Source organism: Streptomyces sp. NBC_00316 (assembly GCF_036158715.1).
In the GTDB taxonomy this organism is placed as follows: domain Bacteria; phylum Actinomycetota; class Actinomycetes; order Streptomycetales; family Streptomycetaceae; genus Streptomyces.
The window spans coordinates 5,115,121-5,137,537 of record NZ_CP108023.1 but is presented as its reverse complement, the minus strand read 5'-3'; the positions used below and the strand labels follow the sequence as shown (position 1 = coordinate 5,137,537).

Below are 22,417 nucleotides of genomic sequence, written 5' to 3'. Positions count from 1 at the left end.
GGGAGTCTGGACAATGGCCGACCGCTATCTGCACGTCACCGGCACAGCACCTGGCCGATTTCTGACCCGTAGGCTCGGCCTGCCACAGCCGGCACGGCTGCGCCGCTGGTCGCTGGAGACGCAGTCGCTGGACGGCCCACTGCTGCATCTGACAGCCGGGGAATCCACCGTGACGGACGAACTCGCCCCGGCGCTCGCCGCGACCGGCCTCACGGTCGCCCGCAGCACCGGACAGGCACCCCGCCCCGCGGCGGTCGTCGTGGACGCGACGGCCGTTGCCACCGCCGCCGGACTCGGCGACGTGCACGCCGCACTGCACCCCGTGATCCGCTCGGCGGCGCCGGGCGGCCGGATCGTAGTCCTCGGGGTGCGGCCCTCGGCCGACGACCATCATCAGGCGGCCGCCCAGCAGGCCCTCGAAGGGTTCGTGCGCTCGCTCGGCAAGGAGATCGGCAGGGGCATCACCGTCCAGCTCCTGCGGATCGTGCCCGACGCGGTCGCCTCGGCCGAGTCCACCCTCCGGTTCCTGCTCTCGCCCCGGTCGGCGTACATCAGCGGCCAGGTCGTCGAACTCACCGGCGCCGCACCCGACCCGGTCGCCGACTGGGCCGCGCCGCTCACCGGCCGCACCGCGCTGGTCACCGGTGCCGCGCGCGGCATCGGCGCCTCGGTCGCGTCGGTCCTCGCCCGGGACGGCGCACAGGTCATCTGCGTCGACATCCCGCAGTCCCAGGACGAGTTGACCCGTACGGCCGACCGGCTCGGCGGCTCGGCACTGCCGCTGGACATCACCGCGGACGACGCCGCCGAGCAGATCGCCGCCGCGGCCCCCGGCGGCCTGGACGTCCTCGTCCACAACGCGGGCATCACCCGCGACCGACGGCTCGCCAACATGCCCGCCGACCGCTGGGCCCAGGTCGTCGAGGTCAACCTCGACAGCGTGCTGCGCACCACCGACGCGCTGCTCAAGGCGGGCACCGTCAACCGCGGCGGCCGGATCGTCGCCACCGCGTCCATCGCCGGCATCGCCGGCAACAACGGCCAGACGAACTACGCGGCCAGCAAGGCGGGCATCATCGGACTGGTCCGCTCCCTGGCCCCGCGCGCCGCCGCCGACCACGGCGTCACCGTCAACGCGGTCGCCCCCGGCTTCATCGAGACCAGGATGACCGCCTCGGTCCCCTTCTTCATCCGGGAGGCGGGCCGTCGCATGAACTCCCTCTCCCAGGGCGGCCTTCCGGTGGATGTCGCCGAGACGACCGCATGGTTCGCCCAGCCCGCATCGACGGCCGTGAACGGCCAGATCGTGCGGGTCTGCGGCCAGAGCCTGCTGGGCGCGTGACGCCGATGCCGGCCGCCACCCCCTCCCGGATCCTGACGGCGTCGCTCGTACGCGGCGCGCTCACGTCCCCGTTCAAGCGGGCGGACCGGCCCGACGCCGTACTGCCGGCCGACCGCCTCGTCGCCCGGGACGTACGCATCGCCCCCGGCCCGCTCGCCTCGTACCGCAGGATCTGCGGCTTCCCCGAGTCGGGCGCGCTGCCGCTCACGTACCCGCATGTGCTGGGCTTCCCGCCGGCCATGCGGCTGATGACCGGGCGGACCTTCCCGCTGCCCGTCGTCGGGCTGGTCCACACCTGGATAGAGATCACCCGGCACCGGGAGCTGCACCCCACCGACGTACTCGAACTGACGGTGTACGCACAGAAGTTGACGCCGCACCGGAGGGGGACCGAGGTCACGGTGGTGACCGAGGCGCGCACGGGCGGCGTGCTGGTGTGGGAGTCGCGCAGCGGCTATCTCTCCCGGCACGCGGCGCACGGGGCCCCGCCCCTTGCCGCCGTCGCGCCTGCCGCACCCGAGCTCCCCGCCGTCGCCGAGTGGCGGCTCCCCGGCGATCTGGGCCGTCGTTACGGCGCCGCCTCGGGCGACCGGAACCCCATCCACCTGTATCCGCTCACCGCCCGGCTGTTCGGCTTCCCGAGGGCGATCGCGCACGGCATGTGGACGGTCGCCCGCTGCCTGGCCGAGTCCGCCGACCCGGGCACGATCCGTTGCGTGCGGGCCGACTTCAGGGCTCCTGTGCTGCTCCCGGCGACCGTGACCTATGCGGCGGACGGCGCGGGCACCGCCTTCCAGCTCCGCAGCGGCGACCGTGTCCACCTCACCGGTTCGACGGCGCCCACGGACGGTCGTGCATGAGGTTCCCCAGGCCCGCCCACGCGAAGTTCATAAGTGTGGCCGCGGCCTCCTTCGCCGAGACGCCCGGGGTGTCGTTCGCCCAGCCGGCCAGCGACTCCGCGGCCCCCACGAGCGCCTGAGCCAGGCCCGCCACATCGCGGTCCGCGAGCGCCGGATCATGGTGCGCCTCGCGGGCCGCGGCGCCGATCAGACCCGTCACGAACGCAACGATCTCGTCCCGCATCGCCATGACCTCGGCGGCGAACGGCTCCCCGTGCGTACGCGCCTGCCGATGCAGCACCGCCCAGCCGTCCGGGTGCTGCGCGGTGTGCGTGAAGAACGCCCGCAGCCCGGCCCACAGTTGCCGGTCCGCCGGCAGCCCGGGCTCCACCCCCGACCGCACCGCCGTGACCAGCGCCTTTGCCTCGCGCTGAATACAGGCGGTGAAGAGCTCCTCCTTGGAATTCAGGTACAGATAGACCAACGGCTTGGACACCCCGGCCAGCTCCGCGATCTCGTCCATCGAGGCCGCCCGGTATCCCAGCTGCCCGAATGTCTGCACCGCGGCGTCCATCATCTGCTGCTCGCGCACGGCACGCGGCATCCGTTTGCTCTTCACAGCACCCACGTCCGACTTCCTCCCCACCCCACTGCGCCACTCCTCGGCAAGACTACGGCGCCGCCTCCGCGCGCGTCGTACGGAGAGCGCCTCCGGGCCCGCACCGTGGCCGGTCTCACCCCCGGCCGGCCCCGGTCCGTCGCGTGCGTACGCACACACGAGTGAGCGCCCCCGGTCCGTTGCGGACCGGGGGCGCTCACCGAAGAGGTGTCCGTTACGCGGCGACCGGCACCCTCACCGGATCCGCGTCGCGAACCTCGTCGTCGACCGGGGAGGACGAGGCCGAGTTGTACGCGTCGAGGTCGAGGATCTTCTCGCGGGCCGAGACGATCACCGGGACGAGCGCCTGGCCGGCCACGTTCGTCGCCGTGCGCATCATGTCCAGGATCGGGTCGATGGCCATCAGCAGACCCACGCCCTCCAGCGGCAGACCCAGCGTCGACAGTGTGAGGGTCAGCATGACCGTCGCACCGGTGAGACCGGCGGTGGCCGCCGAGCCGATCACCGAGACGAACGCGATCAGGATGTAGTCACCGACACCCAGCTGGACGTCGAAGATCTGCGCGATGAAGATCGCCGCCAGCGCCGGGTAGATCGCGGCGCAGCCGTCCATCTTCGTCGTCGCCCCGAACGGGACCGAGAACGACGCGTACTCCTTCGGGACGCCGAGACGCTCGGTGACCTTCTGGGTGACCGGCATCGTGCCGACCGAGGAGCGGGAGACGAAGGCCAGCTGGATCGCGGGCCACGCGCCCTTGAAGAACTGGAGGGGGTTCACCTTGGCGACCGTGGCGAGCAGCAGCGGGTACACGCCGAACAGCACCAGGGCGCAGCCGATGTAGACGTCGGCGGTGAACGTCGCGTACTTGCCGATCAGGTCCCAGCCGTAGTCGGCGATCGCGTAGCCGATGAGGCCGACGGTGCCGAGGGGGGCGAGGCGGATGACCCACCACAGGGCCTTCTGGAGGAGCTCCAGGATCGACTCGCTGAGGGTGAGGATCGGCTGGGCCTTCTCACCGAGCTGCAGGGCGGCGATACCGGCGACGGCGGCCATGAAGACGATCTGCAGGACGTTCAGCTCGGTGAACGGAGTGATCACGTTCTCCGGGATGATGCCGGTCAGGAAGTCGAGCCAGGAGCCTGCGTGCTCCGGCAGCTTGCCGTCCTTCGGGGTCAGGCCGGTGCCCGAGCCCGGGTTGGTGATCAGACCGATCGCGAGGCCGATGGCGACCGCGATCAGCGAGGTGATCATGAACCAGAGCACGGTGCGGCCGGCCAGCCGGGCGGCGTTGTTGACCTTGCGCAGGTTGGTGATGGACACCAGGATCGCGAAGAAGACGAGGGGCGCGACGGCCAGCTTCAGCAGCTGGACGAAGATGTGGCCGACCTTGTCGAGCGTGGTGTAGAGCCAGTCGATGTCATAGCTGCGGGTGAGCCAGCCGAGCAGTACACCGAGGACGAGACCGGCGACGATCTGGGCCCAGAACGGGACCTTGGGTATGCGGAAACCGGAGCCGGACGGCTGGCCGGTACCGGCGGTGGTGGACGCGGGATTCGCGGACACGGACACACTCCAGATGTGACGCATCGGGGCGCACGGAGACGAAAGGGGGACGGGGGTGCGGCGCCCGCGTCAGGGGCGGCGCCGCTGCATGGTGCCGGTTCAGACGTTGCGGCAACAGACCGCGGACATACAGCGGCAGAGATCGACATGCAGGCGCACCACGAGCGGAATGCTCGCTCGGTGGCGTGGGCGCACAGCTGTCTTCATGTCGAACACGTTAACACCTGAACTTTGAGAACCTCAAAGGTCTTCTTTGGGGGACTCCGACGGCAGCCCGCCCCGCGCAGCACAACGGAACACAAAAACCCCAGTACAGGAGCGCACGCTCCGGCACTGGGGTTTCGAACGGAAACGGGTGGGGTGTGAGGAACCTTACGTGACCTTCACTCGGCCCTCACCCGGCCTGCACCGCCTACGGGGCGACGCCGTCCTCCTGGCCCTGGTTCGCCGCCAGCTTGGCCTTGGCGCGGTCGATCTTCGGGGCGATCTGGGCGGACATCTCGTCACGCTGCTTGCGCAGCAGGACATAGCTGAGGGGTGCGGAGATGAGCAGCGCGAGCAGGACGACCCACATGACGTTGGACCCGCCGAGTCCGGAGGGCAGCAGGCCGTACGAGACGGCCACGGCGACGACGGCGAGACAGCCGACGAAGATGCTCAGGCGCATCAGCGTGTACCGGATCGTTGCGCTCGGCTTGGCAGCGGACACGGCTGGCCTTCTCTCTACGTACGACAAACCCTGCCCGACCAGTGAAGCATGCCCCGGAATCGATCACTTCGGCGGGCGGCGGCCCGGAACGCCGGGAGCGGCATTCAGCCCAGCGGGAGCAGCATGATGATGTCGTCGCGGTCGTCCCCTTCGGCGACCCGGATCGCGCCGGGCACCCGGCCGACCTCCTTGTAGCCGCACGACGCGTAGAAGCGGTCGGCTCCGGTGCCGCCCCGGCAGGTGAGCCGGACGGCCTCGATGCCCTCGATCCCGCGGGCGGCGTCCGCCACGGCGGACATCAGTTCGCGGCCGTAGCCGTTGCCCTGGTGGCGGGGGTGGACCATCACCGTGTACACCCAGAGCCAGTGGGTCATCAGCCGGTGGGTGTTGTGGGTGAGGAAGGCGGACGCGGCGACGGCGCCCTCCCCGTCGTGGCCGACCAGCAGGCGGGTACGCCCCTCCGCCATCGCGACGAGGTGCTTCACCAGCGCGGGCCGTATGTCCTCGCCGGTCACGGGCGGCACGAAGCCCACGGCGCCGCCCGCGTTGGAGACATCGGCCCACAGCGCGCAGATACCGTCCCGCAGGGTGCGGTCGATCTTGGGATCGAGCTCAAACGTAAGTGCCATAGCGGCAGGCTAGCCATTACCGCCCGACCGCCTCAAATGCCGTCCAGCACGCGAGAAAGCCCCGGCCGGGGACGGCGGCCGGGGCTTTCGTACAGAGCGCAACTCTCGGCAGAACGGGCTGCGCGGAACCCGCCGGTCGTCAGACCCGCATCGGCTGCGGCGCCTCGCGGCGCTCCGCGTCCGGACCGGGGTACTCACGGATGATCTCGTACCGGGTGTTGCGCTCGACGGGGCGGAAGCCCGCGTCCCGGATCAGCTCCAGCAGATCGTCACGGCCGAGCTTGTTCGGCGTGCCGTAGTTGTCCGCGTCATGCGTGATCTTGTACTCGACGACCGAACCGTCCATGTCGTCCGCACCGTGCTGCAGCGCGAGCTGGGCGGTCTGCACCCCGTGCATCACCCAGAACACCTTGACGTGCGGGACGTTGTCGAAGAGGAGACGCGAGACCGCGAATGTCTTCAGCGCCTCGGCACCAGTCGCCATCGTCGTCCGCGCCTGCAGCTTGTTGCGGACCTTGCCGTCCTTCATGTCCACGAAGTCGTGCTGGTAGCGCAGCGGGATGAAGACCTGGAAACCGCCGGTCTCGTCCTGCAGCTCGCGCAGCCGCATGACGTGGTCGACGCGGTGACGCGGCTCCTCGATGTGCCCGTACAGCATCGTCGCCGGGGTCTTCAGACCCTTCTCGTGTGCCAGCCGGTGGATGCGCGACCAGTCTTCCCAGTGGGTGTTGTGGTCCACGATGTGCTGGCGGACCTCCCAGTCGAAGATCTCCGCGCCGCCGCCGGTCAGCGACTCCAGGCCGGCCTCGATCAGCTCGTCGAGGATCTCGGAGGCGGAGAGCCCGGAGATGGTCTCGAAGTGGTGGATCTCGGTGGCGGTGAACGCCTTGAGGGAGACCTGCGGGAGGGCTTCCTTGAGCGCACTGAGCGAGCGCGGGTAGTAGCGCCACGGCAGCGTGGGGTGAAGCCCGTTGACGATGTGCAGCTCGGTGAGGTTCTCGCCCTCCATCGCCTTCGCGAGGCGGACGGCCTCCTCGATGCGCATCGTGTACGCGTCCTTCTCGCCCGGCTTGCGCTGGAACGAGCAGTACGCGCAGGACGCGGTGCACACGTTCGTCATGTTGAGGTGCCGGTTGACGTTGAAGTGCACGACGTCGCCGTTCTTGCGCGTGCGCACCTCGTGGGCGAGGCCGCCGAGCCAGGCCAGATCGTCCGACGCGTAGAGGGCGATACCGTCCTCACGGGTCAGCCGCTCCCCTGCGCGGACCTTCTCCTCCAGCTCGCGCTTGAGCCCGACGTCCATGCGGCTGCCTCCCAGAAGTCTCTGACGTGCTGTGCGATGCGTGCGTTCCTCCCGGAAAAACCGGGTGGAACCCCCGGTCACCCGGAGGCTCCACCACGTTACGCCTACGACTCCTCGGGGAGTTCCCCGACCCGGTTCTCCCATTTGGTGGAGAGCACGATCGTGGTGCGGGTCCGGGAGACGCCCTTCGTCCCGCTGAGCCGGCGGATGGTCTTCTCCAGGCCGTCGACGTCGCCGACGCGCACCTTGAGCATGTACGAGTCGTCGCCCGCGATGAACCAGCAGTCCTCGATCTCGGCGAGGTCCCTGAGCCGGCGCGCGACGTCCTCGTGGTCGGCGGCGTCGGAGAGCGAGATGCCGATCAGGGCCGTGACCCCGAGCCCGAGGGAGGCGGCGTCGACGGTGGCGCGGTACCCGGTGATGACACCGGCGGTTTCCAGCCGGTTGATGCGGTCGGTGACGCTGGGCCCGGAAAGCCCCACGAGCCGCCCGAGCTCGGCGTACGAGGCCCTGCCGTTCTCCCTGAGGGCCTGGATGAGCTGCCTGTCCACCGCGTCCATATGACTGAAACCTTCCATTGTTCAGCAGTACCGCGAGTTTACGTATAGAATCTAAGGCATGCAGGGTCCACACCCTGCAGATCTTTCAGATTTTCAAAGAAGTTCTTTCGAATCCTCAGGAGTGAAGAAACCGTGTACACGATCGAGATGGCCTACGCCCGGATGCGCGAGCTGCAGGACCTGGCCAACCGCTCGCGTGCCCACCACCCCGACGCCGCGCACCGGGTCGACAAGACCCGCACCCCGCGCGTCCCGAAGAAGCGCTGAGCCCCGGCCCCACCGGCCCGGCCTCAGTGGCGGGAGCCACCGAGCTCCCCCTCCCACCGGCGGTACAGCTGATGCGGCACCCCTGCCGCATCCAGCACCCGCCCCGCGACGAAGTCCACCAGATCCTGGATGTGCGTCGCGCCCGCATAGAACGCCGGAGAGGCGGGCAGCACCACGGCGCCCGCCTCGTCCAGGGCCACCAGTTGCCGCAGCGTCTGCCCGCTCAGCGGGGTCTCGCGCACCGCGACGACCAGCTTCCGCCGCTCCTTGAGCGTCACGCTCGCCGCCCGCTGCAGCAGATCCTTCGAAAGCCCCAGCGCCACACCGGCCACACAGGCCGTCGAGGCCGGCACGATCAGCATCCCCTTCGCCGGATACGACCCCGACGACGGCCCGGCCGCGAGATCACCGGCCGCCCAGTGCCGTACCCCGTCGATGTCCACATCGAAGGTGTGCGGTTTCCCGTCGGCGCCGCGCGCCAGCCAACTGCGCAGGTCCTCCTGCCAGTGCGCGTCGCGGAAGGCGATCCCGGTCTCGTCCAGCAGCGTCAGCCGCGACGCCCGGCTCACCACCAGGTCGACGCTCTCCCCCGCGGCCAGCAGACCGCGCAGCACGGCAGCGGCGAATGGGGTGCCCGAAGCACCGGAAACCCCGACAATCCAAGGCCGCCGTTGCTGCTGACTCACTGAAGTCCCGGATTCCACACACCCGAGCCTATCCGGCACGGGGCCTGCGGAACCGAGTGAGGGGCTCCAGGCGTTCCGACAGATGAAGGACGGGCCGCAACAGCCCGCATACAGGGGTGGACCAGCCACGGACAGGGGGGCGGCCATGACCGGTACCCGTACAGGCGCGTCCGCACGGGCGATGACGGCCGGTGCGCTGATGCTGGGATGGATCGCGCTGCTGTGGGTGCTCGAATCCATCGACATGGCGACCGGCCAGGCGCTCGACACCTACGGCATCACCCCGCGCGAGCCGGGCGAGCTGCTCGACATCGTGCCCTCCGCGTTCCTGCACAGCGGCTGGGAGCATGTCGCCTCCAACACGCTTCCGCTGCTGGTCCTCGGCTTCGTCGCCGCCCTCGGCGGGATACGCCGGTTCGCCGCCGTCGCCCTCACCGTGATCGTGGTCAGCGGCCTCGGCGTCTGGCTGACCGCGCCGCCGTACACGGTCACGCTCGGCGCTTCCGGCGTCGTCTTCGGCCTCTTCGGCTATCTGCTGGTCCGCGGCTTCGTCGACCGCAGAGCGCTCGACATCGTGGTGGGGTTCGTGATCGCGGCGATCTACGGATCGCTGCTGTGGGGCGTCCTGCCGACCGACTCCGGGATCAGCTGGCAGGCGCATCTGTTCGGGCTGATCGGAGGGGTGGGCGCGGCGTTCGCGTTCCGCCGCCCGCGCCGCACCGCCCGTCCGGCACCCCCTGCTCCTACGGTGTGAGGCCGCGCACCAGCAGGTCCAGCAGGGCGCACGCGAACAGCGCGATCCCGATGAACCCGTTGACGGAGAAGAACGCCCGGTTCAGCCGGGACAGGTCGTGCGGCCTCACCACGCGGTGCTCGTACACGAACGCCACCGCGACGATCACCATGCCGACCCAGTAGAAGAGCCCCGCATCCGTCGCCACCCCGAACCAGACCAGCAGCCCGGTCGTCACCGCGTGGCAGACCCGGGCGCCCCACAGCGCGGCCGGGACACCGAAACGGGCCGGGACCGACAGCACACCGTGCGCGCGGTCCGCCTGGACGTCCTGGCAGGCGAAGATCAGGTCGAAGCCGCCGATCCACACACCGACCGCGAGACCGAGGATCACCGCGTCCCACGACCAGCTGCCGGTGACCGCCAGCCAGGCACCGATGGGCCCCATGGCCTGCGCGATCCCGAGGATCGCGTGCGGGTAATGGGTGAACCGCTTGCCGTACGGATAGACGACCATCGGCACGACGGCGATGGGCGCCAGCGCCAGACAGAGCGGGTTCAGCAGGGCGGCGGCCCCGAGGAAGACGACGACGGCGACGAGCGCCCCCGTCCACGCCGACCGCACGGACACGGCACCGGTGACCAGCTCGCGACTGGCGGTACGCGGGTTACGGGCGTCGATCTCCCGGTCGATGATCCGGTTCGCGGCCATCGCGAACGTCCGCAGCCCGACCATCGCGACGGTGACGAGCAGCAGCCGCCCCCAATGGATGTTCTCGTCGAGCCGGAACATCGCGGTCAGCGCGGCGATGTAGGCGAACGGCAACGCGAAGACCGAGTGCTCGATCATCACCAGCCGCAGGAACGCCCTGACCCTGCTGGTCGGATGCGCGGGCCCGGGGCCCAGCGCCGCTTCGGCCGCACTCACAGCCCGTACTCCTTCCACCGGCGGTCGACCTTCGCCGCCGTCTCCGGGTCGGACTCGACCATGTTCGGCCAGCCGCCGTCCCGCGTGTAGCCCTCCTCGGGCCACTTCTTCGTCGCGTCGATGCCCGCCTTCCCACCCCAGAACTGCTGGTAGGAGGCATGGTCGAGATGATCGACCGGGCCTTCGGTGACCGTGAGGTCCCGGGCGTAGTCGGTGTTGCCCAGCGCCCGCCACGCCACTTCGTGCAGATCGTGGACATCGCAGTCGGAGTCCACGACGACGATCAGCTTGGTCAGCGACATCATGTGCGCGCCCCAGATGGCACTCATCACCTTCTGGGCGTGCTTCGGGTACTTCTTGTCGATCGAGACGATCGCACAGTTGTGGAAGCCGCCCGCCTCCGGCAGGTGGTAGTCCACGATGTCCGGCACGATGATCTTGAGCAGCGGCAGGAAGAACCGTTCGGTGGCCCGTCCCAGCGGCCCGTCCTCCGTCGGCGGCCGGCCCACCACGATCGACTGGAGCAGCGGGCGCTTCCGCATGGTCACGCAGTCGATGGTCAGCGCGGGAAACGGTTCCTGCGGCGTGTAGAAGCCGGTGTGGTCGCCGAACGGCCCCTCGGGCAGCATCTTCCCGGGCTCCAGCCACCCCTCGATGACGACCTCCGCGTGCGCCGGGACCTGCAGCGGCACGGTCTTGCAGTCGACCATCTCGATCCGCTTGCCCTGGATGAACCCGGCGAAGAGGTATTCGTCGATGTCGCCCGGCAGCGGGGCGGTGGAGGCGTACGTCACCGCGGGCGGCGCCCCGAACGCGATCGCGACGGGCAGCCGCTCCCCGCGCTTGGCGGCGACCTGGTAGTGGTTGCGGCTGTCCTTGTGGATCTGCCAGTGCATTCCGATGGTGCGCCGGTCGTGGCGCTGGAGCCGGTACAGACCCAGGTTCCGCACCCCGGTCTCCGGGTGCTTGGTGTGGGTGAGCCCCAGGTTGAAGAAGGAGCCGCCGTCCTCGGGCCAGGTGAAGAGCGCGGGCAGCCGGTCCAGGTCCACGTCGTCGCCGGTGAGAACGACCTCCTGCACGGGGGCGCTCTCGGACTTCACCTTCTTCGGCGGCACGTGCACCATCGACCCGAGCTTCCCGAAGGCCTCGCGCACCCCGACGAAGCCGTGCGGCAGTTCCGGCTTCAGCAGACCGCCGATCTTCTCGCCGATGTCGGCGTACGACTTCAGCCCGAGCGCCTTCAGCAGCCGCCGGTCGGTCCCGAACACGTTCATGGCCAGGGGCATCGACGACCCCTTGACGTTCTCGAAGAGCAGCGCGGGCCCGCCCGCCTTGTTCACCCGGTCGACGATCTCGCCGACCTCCAGATAGGGGTCGACCTCGGCCTTGATGCGCTTGAGCTCGCCCTCGCGCTCCAGCGCCCGGAGGAGGGAACGAAGATCGTCGTAAGCCATGCGGACCAGTATCGGCCACGGGCTACCCTGGCCCCGTCACCGGGGCGGGACAGCGCCCCGCCATCTCTCCGCGGGGGGACCCTTCCATCATGTTCCGGGCCTTGATCTATCTCCTGCCTCTGGCGCTGACGATCTATGCGTTCATCGACTGTCTGAACACGCCGGAGGACGAGGCCAGGCACCTGCCGAAGATCGCCTGGGTCTTCATCATCCTGCTGTTCTGGATCGTCGGCCCAATCGTCTGGCTGGCCGCGGGAAAGATGCGCCATGTGCCCGCCGGAGGCCGTACGCCGTCGGAATGGCACCGCAACCATCGCCACGAGTGGGTGGCGCCGGACGACAATCCGGAGTTCCTGAAGGCGCTGAAGGAAGAGAACAAGAAGGACGAGTCGCTCCTCAAGGACTGGGAGGCGGATCTGCGCCGCCGCGAGGAGGAGCTCAAGCGCCGCGAGAGCGGGGCCGGGCCGGAGGAGTCCGCTCCGCCCGCCACTTGACCGCGCAGGATTCACGGGTACAGCCGCTTTCCGTTCGGCCGGACGCCGGACGGGCTTGATTTTCGGGCCTGTCCGGCGCTTGAGGACACCGCGCGGCCGGGAAGGTGAACGGCATGAAGGACAGGGACGACGCCAAGAGCACCGGCCGTGACGCCGACCGGGCGCGGCTGGTGACCGCCGTCGCGGAGGCCCGCGCCGGACTGGCGGAGGGCGGCATTCCGATCGGCGCCGCACTGTACGGCGCGGACGGCACGCTCCTCGGCAGCGGGCACAACCGCCGCGTCCAGGACGGCGACCCGTCCATGCACGCGGAGACCGCCGCCTTCCGTGCTGCCGGCCGGCAGCGCTCGTACCGCGGCACGACCATGGTGACCACCCTGTCGCCCTGCTGGTACTGCAGCGGTCTGGTGCGCCAGTTCGGGATCTCCCGGGTGGTCATCGGCGAAGCGGCGACCTTCCACGGCGGGCACGACTGGCTGGCCCGGCACGGCGTCGAGGTCGTGCTGCTCGACGACGCCGAGTGCACCGCCATGATGCGCGCGTTCATCCAGGACCACCCGGACGTCTGGAACGAGGACATCGGCGATGCGTGAACCCAGGGCCCCGAGGATTCCCACCATCGATCTGCGGCCGTGGCTCTCCGGCGACGGCGGGGCCCGCCGCACGATCGCGGCCACCGTCGACGAGGCGCTGCGGACGGCCGGCTTCCTGCTGGTCACCGGGCACGGCGTGGATCCCGCGCTGCGGACCGCGATCCGCGACACCGCGCGGGCGTTCTTCCGGCTGCCCGCCGCCACGAAGGAGCCGTACGCGGTCAGGGTCGGCGGCCGCGGCTGGCTCGGCCCCGGCGCCGAGGCCAACGGCTCTGCGGAGGGCACACGGACGCCCCCGGACCTCAAGGAGTCGCTCTCCTTCGCCGCCGAGGACCCCACCGGGGACCCGGCGGTCGACGCCGAGTGGTTCCTGCCCAACACCTGGCCCGGAGAGGTGCCCGGGCTGAAGGCCCTGGTGACGGAGTACCTCGCGCAGATGCGGACCCTGTCGGACCGGCTGCTGGGGCTGCTCGGCGCGGCGCTCGGCGAGCCCGAGGACTTCTTCACCCGGCACACCACGCACCCGACCTGGGGTTTCAACATCAACTGGTATCCGGGCACGGAGGTGGTCGGGGAGCCGCAGCCGGGCCAGTTCCGGATCGGCCCGCACACCGACTTCGGCACGGTCACGGTGCTCGACCGGCAGGCCGGGAAGGGCGGACTGCAGGTCTTCACGGACGCGGGCGGCTGGGAGGACGCCCCGTACGACCCCGATGCCTTCACCATCAACATCGGCGACCTCATGGCGCGCTGGACGGGTGACCGCTGGCGCTCCGGCCGGCACCGGGTGCTGCCGCCGCCCTCCGACGTCCCGGCCGAGGAACTGATGTCGCTCGTCTACTTCTACGAGTGCGACCCGCGCACCACGGTCGAGTCGGTGCCCGCGCCGACCGGCCGGGTCACGTATGAGCCGGTGGACTCGCACACGTATCTGCGCGCGAAGCTGGACGCGATCTCGGTCGGCTGACGGCGCCGCCCCTCACGAGGTGCCCGCCGCCGTCCCGGAACGAACTGCCTGCCGACGGATCAGAACTGCCTGCCGACGTCGTCGCCGGAGCGCCCGGGGTCTTCCGCCGCGTACCCGTCCCGCAGTTCCTGCCACCGCGTGAACGTCCATGCGGACCAGTCGGCGGGGTGCCCGTCCAGCGCCTGGACCAGGTATTCGAAGTGGTGGTGCCAGCCCGCCAGGCGGTCCAGTCGCGACGCGTCGTCGCCCCGGAACTCATTGGTGAAGCGGAGCACCACGTGGTCGCCACGGGGCGGCTCCAGGTGGAAGCGGATCCGGCCGTGCGCCCCTTCGAGGGTGTACTCGGCGACCCGCTCGACGTCCCACGCGGTGACGGTGCCGGAGGCGACCGTGGCGTTCCCGGCCTCGTCGGTGTTGAGCCAGCGCAGCGTGACCCTGCCGCCGATGCGCGGCTCGAACGGTTCGGCGGCGGCGAGCCACCCCCGCAGCCCCTCGGAACCGGCAACGGCTGCCCACACCCGTTCGACGGGGTGGGGCAGCCGGAGCGTGAACCGCAGGATGCGCCTGTCGCCGTCGCTCTCCGCGGCGCCACGTTCGATCACGGGATACGTGTCGCTCATGGTTCCAGCGTGGCCCGGTGGGACGCGTTCCGCACCCGTACGGATGAAGGCACCCGTACGGGTGACGGGCGCGGTGGCTCAGACGCCGGCGTAGGAGTGCTTGCCGGTGACGAAGATGTTCACGCCGTAGTAGTTGAACAGCCAGCAGCCGAAAGCGATCAGTGCCAGGTAGGCGGCCTTGCGCCCCTTCCAGCCCGCGGTGGCCCGGGCGTGCAGGTAGCAGGCGTACGCGACCCAGGTGATGAAGGACCAGACCTCCTTGGGGTCCCAGCCCCAGTAGCGGCCCCAGGCGTCGCCCGCCCAGATCGCGCCCGCGATGATCGTGAACGTCCACAGCGGGAAGACGGCGGCGTTGACGCGGTACGAGAACTTGTCGAGGGTCGCCGCGGCGGGCAGCCGGGAGAGCACCGACTGGGCGAACGATCCCGGCTCGGTGCCGTTCGCGAGCTTGCTCTCGTAGCTGTCACGGAACAGGTAGAGCAGGGTGCCGACCGCGCCGATGTAGAAGACGGCGCCACAGATGATGGCGGTGGAGACGTGGATCCACAGCCAGTACGAGTGCAGGGCGGGCACCAGCTGGTCGCTGGACGTGTAGAGCACGGTGGTCGCGATGCCGAGATCCAGCAGGACGGTGGTGACCAGCAGCAGGCCCATCCAGCGGACGTTCTTCTTCAGCACGAGCAGAATCAGGTACGCGGCGACGGCCACCGTGGAGAAGGTGATCGAGAACTCGTACATGTTGCCCCACGGGGCGCGCTGCACCGACAGTGCGCGGGCGACGACCCCGCCGGCCTGGACGAGGAAGGCGAGCACGGTCATGGAGACCGCGATCCGCCCCCACAGATCGCCCTTGAACGTGCCACCGGCGGCGCCGGGCCCGTCCGGGACGTCACGCGAACCGGCCGCGGAGCGCGTGACGATCTTCGGCCGGTCCAGTACGGCGGTGGCGCCGCCCTGCTGAGCGACCTGGACCTGGATCTTCGCCGGGGAGGAGCCGGCGGCGCCGGCCCCGGTCAGCGCGGCAGCGGTGCGGCCGACCTTGCTGCGGCTGCCGAACACCCATTCCGCGATGTGCGCGAAGAAGGCGATGGTGTAGACGGCCATCGACGAATAGATCAGCACATTGCTGGTGTGTGCCAGATTCTCGTTGGTTGCGGCGGCGAGATTCACTTCTCAGCCCCTTCGGCAGGTTCTTCGGAATGTGCTTCGGCAGATGCGTCGTCGGGCGCGGTGGGCGCCATGTCATGGAGCGTGACCGCGAGATCGGCCAGCTCCTCGGGAAGCTTCGCGGACTCGCTGCGGCCCAGTCCCGCCATCTCGACGACGGTGACACCGTCCGCTCCCCGGACGGCCCGGACCCAGACCCGGCGCCGCTGGATGAACAGCGAGCCTGCCAGACCGGCGATCGCTCCGATGGCGCCGGTGAGCGCCCAGCCACTGGCGGGCTGCTGCGAGATCTGGAAGGTGGCCCACTGCTCGATGCCTTCGAAGGTGATCGATCCGGCGCCGTCGGGAAGCTTCATCGTCTCGCCGGGCAGCAGCCGCTGCTTCAGCTTGTCGCCCTTGCTGTCCTTGAACGCCTTCATCTTCGAGGTGTTCAGCTGGTACACGTTCTGCGGCAGCCCGGAGTCGACGCCGAGGCTGCCGTGGTACCCGTTGAGGGCGAGCACCGGGAAGTCCGCGGCCGGGAACTGCGAGAGCATCGTCCCCTTGCCGTTGCCCGCGAACGTCGGGACGAAGAACGCCTGGAAACCCAGCTGGTCCTTCTTGCCGTTCTTGTCGCGGTAGCCGTCCATCACCTTGATCGCGCCGGTCGAGGTGGCGTTGGAGTCGATCGGCAGCAGGGGAACGGCGGTCTTGTAGACCTCCTTGCCCCTGCCGTCCTTGACGGAGACGACCGGGGCGTACCCGTGCCCGATCAGATAGACCTTGGAGCCGTCGACCACCAGCGGCTCGTTGACCTTGATCACGGCCTTCTTCGGCTTGCCGTACGCGCCCTCGGCATACGTGACGTGGGCCTCGTACTTCCGCGGGGTGCCGATCTGCGGGCCGTTGCGCTCGTACGTGCCGATGAACTTGTCGAGGGTGAAGCTGAACGGGACGAGCGAGTCCGTGTCATACAGCGATCCGGACTTGAAGTCGTCGTACTGGGTCAGCGTGTTGGAGAAGCCGTCGCCCTGGACGATCAGCTTGCCGCCCTCGGACTTGAAGAGCTGCCCGGTGGCGAAGGCCACCAGCATGACGATCAGCGCGACATGGAACATCAGGTTCCCGGCCTCGCGCAGATACCCCTTCTCGGCGGCGACCGCGTCACCGACGGCGTGCGCCCGGAAGCGCCGCTTGCGCATCATCGCGAGCGCCGCCTCGCGGACCTCCTCGGGCGCGGCGTCCGTGCGCCACGTCGTGTACGCGGGCAGCCGGGTCAGGCGCCTGGGGGCGCCCGGCGGGCGGCTGCGCAGCTGGCCGATGAACTGGCCGGTGCGCGGCACGATGCAGCCGATGAGGGAGATGAACAGCAGGATGTAGATCGCGGAGAACCACACCGAGCTGTAGACGTCGAAGAACTGGAGCTTCTCGTAGAGCGGCGTGACCGCGGTGTGGGCTTCCTTGAAGGTCTGCACCTTCAGTTCGTCCACGCTGTTCTGCGGGATCAGCGAGCCGGGGATGGCGCCGAGCGACAGCAGGAAGAGCAGGATCAGCGCGACCCGCATCGAGGTGAGCTGGCGCCAGAACCAGCGGGCCCAGCCGATGACGCCCATGGCGGGCAGCGTGGCCAGGGCCTCCTCGCGCGGGGCGGTGGACAGCTGTGAGCCGGCCGCGCCGAGCTCGGCCGCGTTCTCCCGCTCCTGCCTGCCCTCGCGCTCGCCCGGGCTCTCGCCCTCGCGCTCGCTCTCGTTCGCGTGCTCTTCGGCCGCGTCGGTCCTGGTGTTGCTCATGGAACTCAGATCCCCACCGTGAAGCCGTTGGACCAGCCCTGCAGTTCCTGCATCATGCTGGCCCACACACCGGTCAGCAGGAGCAGTCCGGTCACGATCATCATTGCGCCACCGATCCGCATGACCCACGCGTAGTGGCGCTTGACCCATCCGAAGGCACCGAGCGCCTTGCGGAAGGCGACTGCGGCGAGCACGAAAGGCAGGCCGAGTCCGAGACAGTACGCGAGGGTCAGGACGGCCCCGCGTCCGGCGGTCCCCTGGTCGATGGCGAGCACCTGCACCGAGGTGAGCGTCGGGCCGAGGCACGGCGTCCAGCCGACCCCGAACAGCACTCCGAGCAACGGCGCTCCGACGAGACCGGTCACCGGCCTCTTGTGGATGCGGAATTCGCGCTGTGTCATCCAGGGCATCAGCCCCATGAAGAAGAGACCCATCAGGACCATCAGGACGCCGAGGATCTTGGAGATCGCCTCGCTGTGGTCCTGCAGCCGCTCCCCGAAGAACCCGAAGAGGGCGCCGCCGGAGACGAACACGGCGGAGAAGCCGAGCACGAAGAGCGAGGCGCCGACGACCATGCGCCCGCGTCTGGCCTGGGCCAGATCGGTCCCGCTGACCCCGGTGACGTACGAGAGGTAGCCGGGCACCAGCGGCAGCACGCACGGCGAGAAGAACGAGACGAGTCCGCCGAGCACGGCGATGGGCAGGGCCACCAGCAGGGCCCCGCTGAACACGGTCTCGTTCATGCCCGTGGTCGCGGCGAGCGTGAGCACAGGATCACTTCTCCGCGATCAACGGGTCGATCATCTTGTGGAGCCTGACGTCGTCGAGAGCCGCGAGGGTGCGGGCCGCGATCTTCCCGTCCCGGTCGATGACCACGGTCGACGGGATGGCCTGCGGGTTCAGCGTGCCCTTCGGGAAGCGCAGGATGAGCTTGCCGATCGGGTCGAAGAAACTCGGGTAGGTGATGCCGTTGTCCTTCTCGAAGTTCACCGCCGGGCCCTTCTCGGCGTCCCGGGTGTTGATCCCGATGAACTGGACGCCCTGGCTCGCGGTCTCCTGCGACACCTTCGCGAAGTGCTTGGCCTCGAGACGGCAGGGGCCGCACCACGAGCCCCACACGTTCAGCACGACGACCTTGCCCTTGTAGTCGCCGATGTCCAGCGGCTTGCCGTCCAGCGTCGTCCCGTCGAGTTTCGGCGCGTCCTGACGGTCCGCCCTGGCCACCGTGGAAATCCCGCCACTGCCGGTGACGAAGTGCGAGTTGCCGCCACCACGGGCCTGGTTGCCGTCACCGCCGCAGGCGGTCAGGGTCAACGCCAGCGCGGCGGCCGCTGCGGGCGCGGCGAGCAGGGTGAAGCGGCGTCGGGGTGCGCGGCCAAAGCTCATGTGAAAAGTTTCGCATGGCGGTTTCGGGGATCTTGCGCACCCCCCTCGGTGCCCGTAAAGCCCGTTGTCAGGCCTGTTTAAAGAAGGCGTTCCAGCCACCGTCGGGCGACTGGCCGACGTCCAGCGTACGGAGCTTCGCGAGCACGGCCGGGTCCTGGACGTCGAGCCAGTCGACGAACTGCCGGAACGAGACGAGCCGCACATCAGGCTTCCCCGCGATCCTTTTGATGGTCTCCTCGACCGCATCCATGTAGATGCCGCCGTTCCACACCTCGAAGTGGTTGCCTATGAAGAACGGTGCGCGATTCGATCGGTACGCCCGGTCGAAACCGGCGAGATACGCCTGGGTGGCCTGCGCGCGCCAGGCCGGATAGCGCGACGGTATTCCCTGGGTGGAATTCACCGACTGGTTGGCAAGTATGTTGTAGTCCATCGACAGCACTTCGAAGGTGTGCCCGGGGAACGGTATGCCCTGGAGCGGAAGATCCCACAGGCCCTGGCGCTTCTCCGGCCAGATCTGGGTGCCGCCGGGCGAACTCGCGTCGTAGCGCCAGCCCAGTTTGCGCGCGGCGGGCAGCAGATTGTCCTGGCCGAGCAGACAGGGGGTGCGCGCTCCGACGAGTTCCTTGCGGTAGTCGAAAGGCAGTGGCTCGAGATCGGTCCAGCCGGTATTGGTGCGCCATTCGGTGACGAAGGAGACCGCCTGATCGATTTCGTTCTCCCACTGGGCGGGCGTCCAGCGGGCGACCGATCCGGAACCGGCGCAGAAATGCCCGTTGAAGTGCGTGCCTATCTCATGGCCGTCGAGCCAGGCCCGGCGTATGTGCCCCAGCGTCTCCTTGATGTGGGCATCGGTGAGATAGCCGATGTCGGAGGCGCCCGTTCTGTTGTTCGGCGGCCGGTACAGAGATTTCTTCGACTCGGGCAGCAGGTAGATCCCGGAGAGGAAGAAGGTCATCGCCGCGTCGTGCTCCTTGGCGAGATCGAGAAAACGCGGGAACAGACCGGTACCGACCTCACCCGCCCCGTCCCAGGAAAAGATCACGAACTGCGGCGGGGTCTCGCCGGGTTCCAGCGGAACCGGCGCGGAAGGCTGGTTCGGCTGCTCCCCGGTGTCCGCGGTGGAACCGTCACCGATCTGCCGGACGTCCTCACCTCCGGCGCCGTCCCCCTCGGCCTTGCCGTCCGCGGTCTCGCTCGGGCCGGGGTCCAACCGCCTTCCTTCGGGAGGCTGCGGAGAACCGCAGCCCGCCATCCCGACGGCAGCCGCGGCCCCCAGTCCGGCTCCGAGCAGACTCCTTCGGCTGATGTCGCGCATGGCGTCCCCATCTGCGGTCGTTCCGGCCCAACTGCATACAAACTGGCGAAGGCTTAGATGAGCGAAACAACGCAGGGGTTCCGCCGGCCGCCAATTTCTGTGTGCCCGGAGCGACCGCCGGTCGAACACACCGCGGGCCCCGGCCGGCAAACCGGCGGGGCCCACGGCATCGGCGAGAAGAAATCTGGTGCTGTGACCGGAAGGGTTTGCCGGGAAGCTCGCGGCGTCCGGTGCGGTGCATCGCAAGGCGGAGCACCGCCCGCGTACGGGATGTACTCGGGTGATGCGACAACGCGGCGAGGTGCCGCACCGGACGCCGCGAGCCGGTGAACCTTTCCGGTCACAGCACTAGCTAGGCGCCGAACGCCTTGGACTTCCCCTTCACCGGCTTGGCGCCGGCGAGCAGATGCACCGGAACCAGATCACGGGCCGGCTCGCTGTAGCCGACGGAGACGATCTTGTCGCCCTGATACGTGAAGCTGGTCAGCGAGGCGAGCGTGCACTGCCGCTTGCGCGGGTCGTGCCACAGCCGGCGCCGTTCGACGAAGCTCCGCACGATCCAGATCGGCAGCTGATGGCTGACACAGACCGCCTCGTGCCCACGCGCCGCGTCACGCGCGGCGTCGAGGGCGCCCATCATCCGTACGACCTGCTCGATGTACGGCTCGCCCCAGGACGGGCGGAACGGATTGGTGAGGTGCTTCCAGTTGTCCGGCTTGCGCAGCGCCCCGTCACCGACCCCGAAGGTCTTGCCCTCGAAGACATTGGCGGCCTCGATCAGCCGCTCGTCGCTGGCCAGGTCGAGGCCGTGCGACTTGGCGATCGGCGTCGCCGTCTCCTGGGCGCGCTCCAGCGGGGAGGCGACGACATGGGTGATGTCACGGCCTTCCAGGTACTCGGCAACCCGGTCGGCCATCTGCCGGCCGAGCTCGGACAGGTGGTAACCGGGGCGGCGCCCGTAGAGCACGCCGTCGGGGTTGTGCACCTCCCCGTGACGCATCAGATGAACAACGGTGATGTCCTTGGCGGCGGCGCTCACGCGGTGGCCTCCGATGCGGCGCGGGCGGCGGCGGGCAGGGCGGCGGCGATCCGCTCGACGGCCCGCGCGTCATGGGCGGTGGAGACGAACCAGGACTCGAACGCGGACGGCGGCAGATAGACGCCCTGCGCCAGCATCGAGTGGAAGAAGGCGGTGAAGCGGAACGCCTCCTGCTTCTTCGCGTCCTCGTAGTTCCGCACCGGCTGGTCGGTGAAGAACACGGAGAACATGTTGCTGGCCGAGGACACCGTGTGCGCGACGCCCTCCTTGGTGAACGCCTCGCTCACCAGGGACCGGATCTCCGCGGAGACCGCGTCGACCTTCGCGTACGCCGCGTCGTCGAGCAGCCGCAGCTGGGCGAGACCGGCGGCGGTGGCGACCGGGTTACCGGAGAGCGTGCCCGCCTGGTAGACGGGGCCGACGGGGGCGAGGTGCGCCATCACGTCGGCGCGCCCGCCGAAGGCCGCGGCCGGGAAGCCACCGCCCATGACCTTGCCGAAGGTCATCAGGTCGGGCCGCACCCCGTCGATACCGAACCAGCCGGCCTTCGAGGTACGGAAACCGGTCATGACCTCGTCGGAGATGTACAGCGCACCGTCGGCGGCGCAGATCTCCTTGAGCCCGGCGTTGAAGCCGTCCAGGGGCGGCACGACGCCCATGTTGCCGGGCGACGCCTCGGTGATCACACAGGCGATCTCGCCGGGGTGCGCGGCGAACGCGGTACGCACGGCCTCCAGGTCGTTGTAGGGCAGCACGATCGTGTCGCCCGCCTGCGCGCCCGTGACCCCCGGGGTGTCCGGGAGGCCGAAGGTCGCGACCCCGGACCCGGCGGCGGCGAGCAGCGCATCGACGTGCCCGTGGTAGCAGCCGGCGAACTTCACGACCTTCGCCCGGCCGGTGAATCCACGGGCCAGCCGGATCGCGGACATGGTCGCCTCGGTGCCGGACGACACCAGCCGTACCTGCTCCACCGGCTCGATCCGGGCCACGATCTCCTCGGCGAGCGCGACCTCACCCTCACCGGGCGTACCGAACGAGGTGCCGCGGGCGACAGCCTCCTGGACTGCAGCGATGACCTCGGGGTGGGAGTGGCCGAGGATCATCGGCCCCCACGAGCACACGAGGTCGACGTATTCACGGCCGTCGGCATCGGTGAGATACGGACCGGTACCGGACACCATGAAGCGGGGCGTACCGCCCACGGCCCGGAAGGCACGGACGGGAGAGTTCACGCCGCCGGGCGTCACGAGGGAAGCGCGGTCGAAAAGCGTCTGCGAAACTGGGGCGTCATAGGGAAAGCTCACACAAGCCATGGTGTCAGAGCCACCGGCGGTCTTGCGGACAGGTGTTTCACACCACGCCCGTGGGGGAGGTCACTGACACGATGATCGGGTTGCGCGGCGGGGGCTGTGTCTCCTAAGTAGTAGTCGG

General features: G+C 69.4%; 24 protein-coding genes. 7 read left to right on the top strand and 17 right to left on the bottom strand.

Going from position 1 to position 22,417, the window contains the following annotated elements:
* The first annotated feature begins 13 nt into the window (after positions 1-13).
* A complete protein-coding gene (locus OG878_RS22910; RefSeq protein ID WP_328891337.1) occupies positions 14-1,342 on the top strand; it encodes a 3-oxoacyl-ACP reductase in 1,329 nt (442 codons plus the stop codon).
* 5 nt (positions 1,343-1,347) lie between these two features.
* Positions 1,348-2,202 (top strand): MaoC family dehydratase, encoded by an 855-nt coding sequence (locus OG878_RS22905; protein WP_328891336.1) that lies wholly within the window; start codon positions 1,348-1,350, stop codon positions 2,200-2,202.
* On the opposite strand, the gene OG878_RS22900 is transcribed toward OG878_RS22905, so the two are convergent.
* From OG878_RS22900 to OG878_RS22875, 6 genes are all read right to left on the bottom strand, one after another.
* Positions 2,165-2,785, bottom strand: a complete 621-nt coding sequence (locus OG878_RS22900; RefSeq protein ID WP_328891335.1) for a TetR/AcrR family transcriptional regulator — start codon at positions 2,783-2,785, stop codon at positions 2,165-2,167. The genes OG878_RS22905 and OG878_RS22900 overlap by 38 nt on opposite strands.
* 229 nt (positions 2,786-3,014) lie before the next feature.
* On the bottom strand, positions 3,015-4,364 hold the full coding sequence (locus tag OG878_RS22895) for a dicarboxylate/amino acid:cation symporter (RefSeq protein ID WP_328888511.1): 1,350 nt from the start codon (positions 4,362-4,364) through the stop codon (positions 3,015-3,017).
* Positions 4,365-4,776: 412 nt separating this feature from the next.
* Positions 4,777-5,073 (bottom strand): DUF4229 domain-containing protein, encoded by a 297-nt coding sequence (locus tag OG878_RS22890; protein ID WP_328888510.1) that lies wholly within the window; start codon positions 5,071-5,073, stop codon positions 4,777-4,779.
* 104 nt (positions 5,074-5,177) lie between these two features.
* Positions 5,178-5,702, bottom strand: a complete 525-nt coding sequence (locus tag OG878_RS22885) for a GNAT family N-acetyltransferase (protein ID WP_328888509.1) — start codon at positions 5,700-5,702, stop codon at positions 5,178-5,180.
* 139 nt (positions 5,703-5,841) lie between these two features.
* Positions 5,842-7,005: an aminofutalosine synthase MqnE gene (gene mqnE, locus OG878_RS22880; protein WP_328888508.1), complete on the bottom strand. Its 1,164-nt coding sequence runs from the start codon at positions 7,003-7,005 to the stop codon at positions 5,842-5,844.
* A 104-nt stretch (positions 7,006-7,109) separates the two neighbouring features.
* Positions 7,110-7,565, bottom strand: a complete 456-nt coding sequence (locus OG878_RS22875) for an Lrp/AsnC family transcriptional regulator (RefSeq protein ID WP_277326743.1) — start codon at positions 7,563-7,565, stop codon at positions 7,110-7,112.
* A 132-nt stretch (positions 7,566-7,697) separates the two neighbouring features.
* On the opposite strand from OG878_RS22875, the gene OG878_RS22870 reads away from it, so the two are divergent.
* Positions 7,698-7,832, top strand: coding sequence for a hypothetical protein (locus OG878_RS22870; protein WP_328888507.1), 135 nt, complete (start codon positions 7,698-7,700; stop codon positions 7,830-7,832).
* Positions 7,833-7,855: 23 nt separating this feature from the next.
* Here the strand turns inward: OG878_RS22870 and OG878_RS22865 are convergent, their stop codons facing one another.
* Positions 7,856-8,518, bottom strand: a complete 663-nt coding sequence (locus tag OG878_RS22865; protein WP_328888506.1) for a UbiX family flavin prenyltransferase — start codon at positions 8,516-8,518, stop codon at positions 7,856-7,858.
* A 145-nt stretch (positions 8,519-8,663) separates the two neighbouring features.
* Here OG878_RS22865 and OG878_RS22860 point away from each other — a divergent pair, with 145 nt between their 5' ends.
* Positions 8,664-9,272 carry a rhomboid family intramembrane serine protease gene (locus OG878_RS22860; protein WP_328888505.1) on the top strand — a complete coding sequence of 203 codons (609 nt, stop codon included), beginning with the start codon at positions 8,664-8,666 and terminating at the stop codon, positions 9,270-9,272.
* On the opposite strand, the gene mqnP is transcribed toward OG878_RS22860, so the two are convergent.
* Complete coding sequence (gene mqnP, locus OG878_RS22855) at positions 9,262-10,179, bottom strand: menaquinone biosynthesis prenyltransferase MqnP (protein ID WP_328888504.1); 918 nt, start codon at positions 10,177-10,179, stop codon at positions 9,262-9,264. The genes OG878_RS22860 and mqnP overlap by 11 nt on opposite strands.
* Positions 10,176-11,633 carry a menaquinone biosynthesis decarboxylase gene (locus OG878_RS22850; RefSeq protein WP_277326748.1) on the bottom strand — a complete coding sequence of 486 codons (1,458 nt, stop codon included), beginning with the start codon at positions 11,631-11,633 and terminating at the stop codon, positions 10,176-10,178. The genes mqnP and OG878_RS22850 overlap by 4 nt, the downstream gene beginning before the upstream one ends.
* An 89-nt stretch (positions 11,634-11,722) precedes the next feature.
* Between OG878_RS22850 and OG878_RS22845 the strand changes: the two genes are divergently transcribed.
* The 3 genes from OG878_RS22845 (at position 11,723) to OG878_RS22835 (ending at position 13,687) form a co-directional block, all read left to right on the top strand.
* Complete coding sequence (locus OG878_RS22845) at positions 11,723-12,127, top strand: PLD nuclease N-terminal domain-containing protein (protein ID WP_277326749.1); 405 nt, start codon at positions 11,723-11,725, stop codon at positions 12,125-12,127.
* 113 nt (positions 12,128-12,240) lie between these two features.
* Positions 12,241-12,720, top strand: a complete 480-nt coding sequence (locus OG878_RS22840; RefSeq protein WP_328888503.1) for a nucleoside deaminase — start codon at positions 12,241-12,243, stop codon at positions 12,718-12,720.
* On the top strand, positions 12,713-13,687 hold the full coding sequence (locus OG878_RS22835) for an isopenicillin N synthase family dioxygenase (protein WP_328888502.1): 975 nt from the start codon (positions 12,713-12,715) through the stop codon (positions 13,685-13,687). Before OG878_RS22840 ends, OG878_RS22835 begins: the two co-directional genes overlap by 8 nt.
* Positions 13,688-13,746: 59 nt before the next feature.
* Here OG878_RS22835 and OG878_RS22830 read toward each other — a convergent pair whose 3' ends face one another.
* The 8 genes from OG878_RS22830 to hemL all read right to left on the bottom strand — a co-directional run bounded on the left by OG878_RS22830 (position 13,747) and on the right by hemL (position 22,299).
* Positions 13,747-14,307: an SRPBCC domain-containing protein gene (locus tag OG878_RS22830; protein ID WP_328888501.1), complete on the bottom strand. Its 561-nt coding sequence runs from the start codon at positions 14,305-14,307 to the stop codon at positions 13,747-13,749.
* Between the two features lie 78 nt (positions 14,308-14,385).
* On the bottom strand, positions 14,386-15,477 hold the full coding sequence (gene ccsB / locus OG878_RS22825; protein ID WP_328888500.1) for a c-type cytochrome biogenesis protein CcsB: 1,092 nt from the start codon (positions 15,475-15,477) through the stop codon (positions 14,386-14,388).
* Positions 15,474-17,243 (bottom strand): cytochrome c biogenesis protein ResB, encoded by a 1,770-nt coding sequence (gene resB / locus OG878_RS22820; protein ID WP_328888499.1) that lies wholly within the window; start codon positions 17,241-17,243, stop codon positions 15,474-15,476. The genes ccsB and resB overlap by 4 nt, the downstream gene beginning before the upstream one ends.
* 5 nt (positions 17,244-17,248) lie before the next feature.
* Positions 17,249-17,986 carry a cytochrome c biogenesis CcdA family protein gene (locus OG878_RS22815; protein ID WP_443049265.1) on the bottom strand — a complete coding sequence of 246 codons (738 nt, stop codon included), beginning with the start codon at positions 17,984-17,986 and terminating at the stop codon, positions 17,249-17,251.
* Between the two features lie 31 nt (positions 17,987-18,017).
* Entirely contained in the window at positions 18,018-18,629 is a 612-nt protein-coding gene (locus OG878_RS22810; protein WP_328888498.1) for a TlpA family protein disulfide reductase, read from the bottom strand.
* A gap of 67 nt (positions 18,630-18,696) precedes the next feature.
* Positions 18,697-19,947, bottom strand: coding sequence for a hypothetical protein (locus OG878_RS22805; RefSeq protein ID WP_328888497.1), 1,251 nt, complete (start codon positions 19,945-19,947; stop codon positions 18,697-18,699).
* Between the two features lie 352 nt (positions 19,948-20,299).
* The gene (locus tag OG878_RS22800; protein WP_328891334.1) at positions 20,300-20,947 is read right to left on the bottom strand and encodes a histidine phosphatase family protein; all 648 of its coding nucleotides are present in this window, start codon (positions 20,945-20,947) and stop codon (positions 20,300-20,302) included.
* Between the two features lie 35 nt (positions 20,948-20,982).
* Complete coding sequence (hemL, locus tag OG878_RS22795; RefSeq protein ID WP_443049149.1) at positions 20,983-22,299, bottom strand: glutamate-1-semialdehyde 2,1-aminomutase; 1,317 nt, start codon at positions 22,297-22,299, stop codon at positions 20,983-20,985.
* Between the last annotated feature and the right edge of the window lie 118 nt (positions 22,300-22,417).

Bases quoted from the DNA above. Each gene is read 5' to 3' on its own strand.
- OG878_RS22910 (WP_328891337.1), top strand. From the start codon at position 14: ATGGCCGACCGCTATCTGCACGTCACCGGCACAGCACCTGGCCGATTT.
- OG878_RS22905 (WP_328891336.1), top strand. From the start codon at position 1,348: ATGCCGGCCGCCACCCCCTCCCGGATCCTGACGGCGTCGCTCGTACGC.
- OG878_RS22900 (WP_328891335.1), bottom strand. From the start codon at position 2,785: ATGCCGCGTGCCGTGCGCGAGCAGCAGATGATGGACGCCGCGGTGCAG.
- OG878_RS22885 (WP_328888509.1), bottom strand. From the start codon at position 5,702: ATGGCACTTACGTTTGAGCTCGATCCCAAGATCGACCGCACCCTGCGG.
- mqnE (WP_328888508.1), bottom strand. From the start codon at position 7,005: ATGGACGTCGGGCTCAAGCGCGAGCTGGAGGAGAAGGTCCGCGCAGGG.
- OG878_RS22875 (WP_277326743.1), bottom strand. From the start codon at position 7,565: ATGGACGCGGTGGACAGGCAGCTCATCCAGGCCCTCAGGGAGAACGGC.
- OG878_RS22860 (WP_328888505.1), top strand. From the start codon at position 8,664: ATGACCGGTACCCGTACAGGCGCGTCCGCACGGGCGATGACGGCCGGT.
- OG878_RS22850 (WP_277326748.1), bottom strand. From the start codon at position 11,633: ATGGCTTACGACGATCTTCGTTCCCTCCTCCGGGCGCTGGAGCGCGAG.
- OG878_RS22845 (WP_277326749.1), top strand. From the start codon at position 11,723: ATGTTCCGGGCCTTGATCTATCTCCTGCCTCTGGCGCTGACGATCTAT.
- OG878_RS22840 (WP_328888503.1), top strand. From the start codon at position 12,241: ATGAAGGACAGGGACGACGCCAAGAGCACCGGCCGTGACGCCGACCGG.
- OG878_RS22835 (WP_328888502.1), top strand. From the start codon at position 12,713: ATGCGTGAACCCAGGGCCCCGAGGATTCCCACCATCGATCTGCGGCCG.
- OG878_RS22830 (WP_328888501.1), bottom strand. From the start codon at position 14,307: ATGAGCGACACGTATCCCGTGATCGAACGTGGCGCCGCGGAGAGCGAC.
- resB (WP_328888499.1), bottom strand. From the start codon at position 17,243: ATGAGCAACACCAGGACCGACGCGGCCGAAGAGCACGCGAACGAGAGC.
- OG878_RS22815 (WP_443049265.1), bottom strand. From the start codon at position 17,986: ATGAACGAGACCGTGTTCAGCGGGGCCCTGCTGGTGGCCCTGCCCATC.
- OG878_RS22810 (WP_328888498.1), bottom strand. From the start codon at position 18,629: ATGAGCTTTGGCCGCGCACCCCGACGCCGCTTCACCCTGCTCGCCGCG.
- OG878_RS22805 (WP_328888497.1), bottom strand. From the start codon at position 19,947: ATGCGCGACATCAGCCGAAGGAGTCTGCTCGGAGCCGGACTGGGGGCC.
- OG878_RS22800 (WP_328891334.1), bottom strand. From the start codon at position 20,947: ATGCGTCACGGGGAGGTGCACAACCCCGACGGCGTGCTCTACGGGCGC.
- hemL (WP_443049149.1), bottom strand. From the start codon at position 22,299: ATGGCTTGTGTGAGCTTTCCCTATGACGCCCCAGTTTCGCAGACGCTT.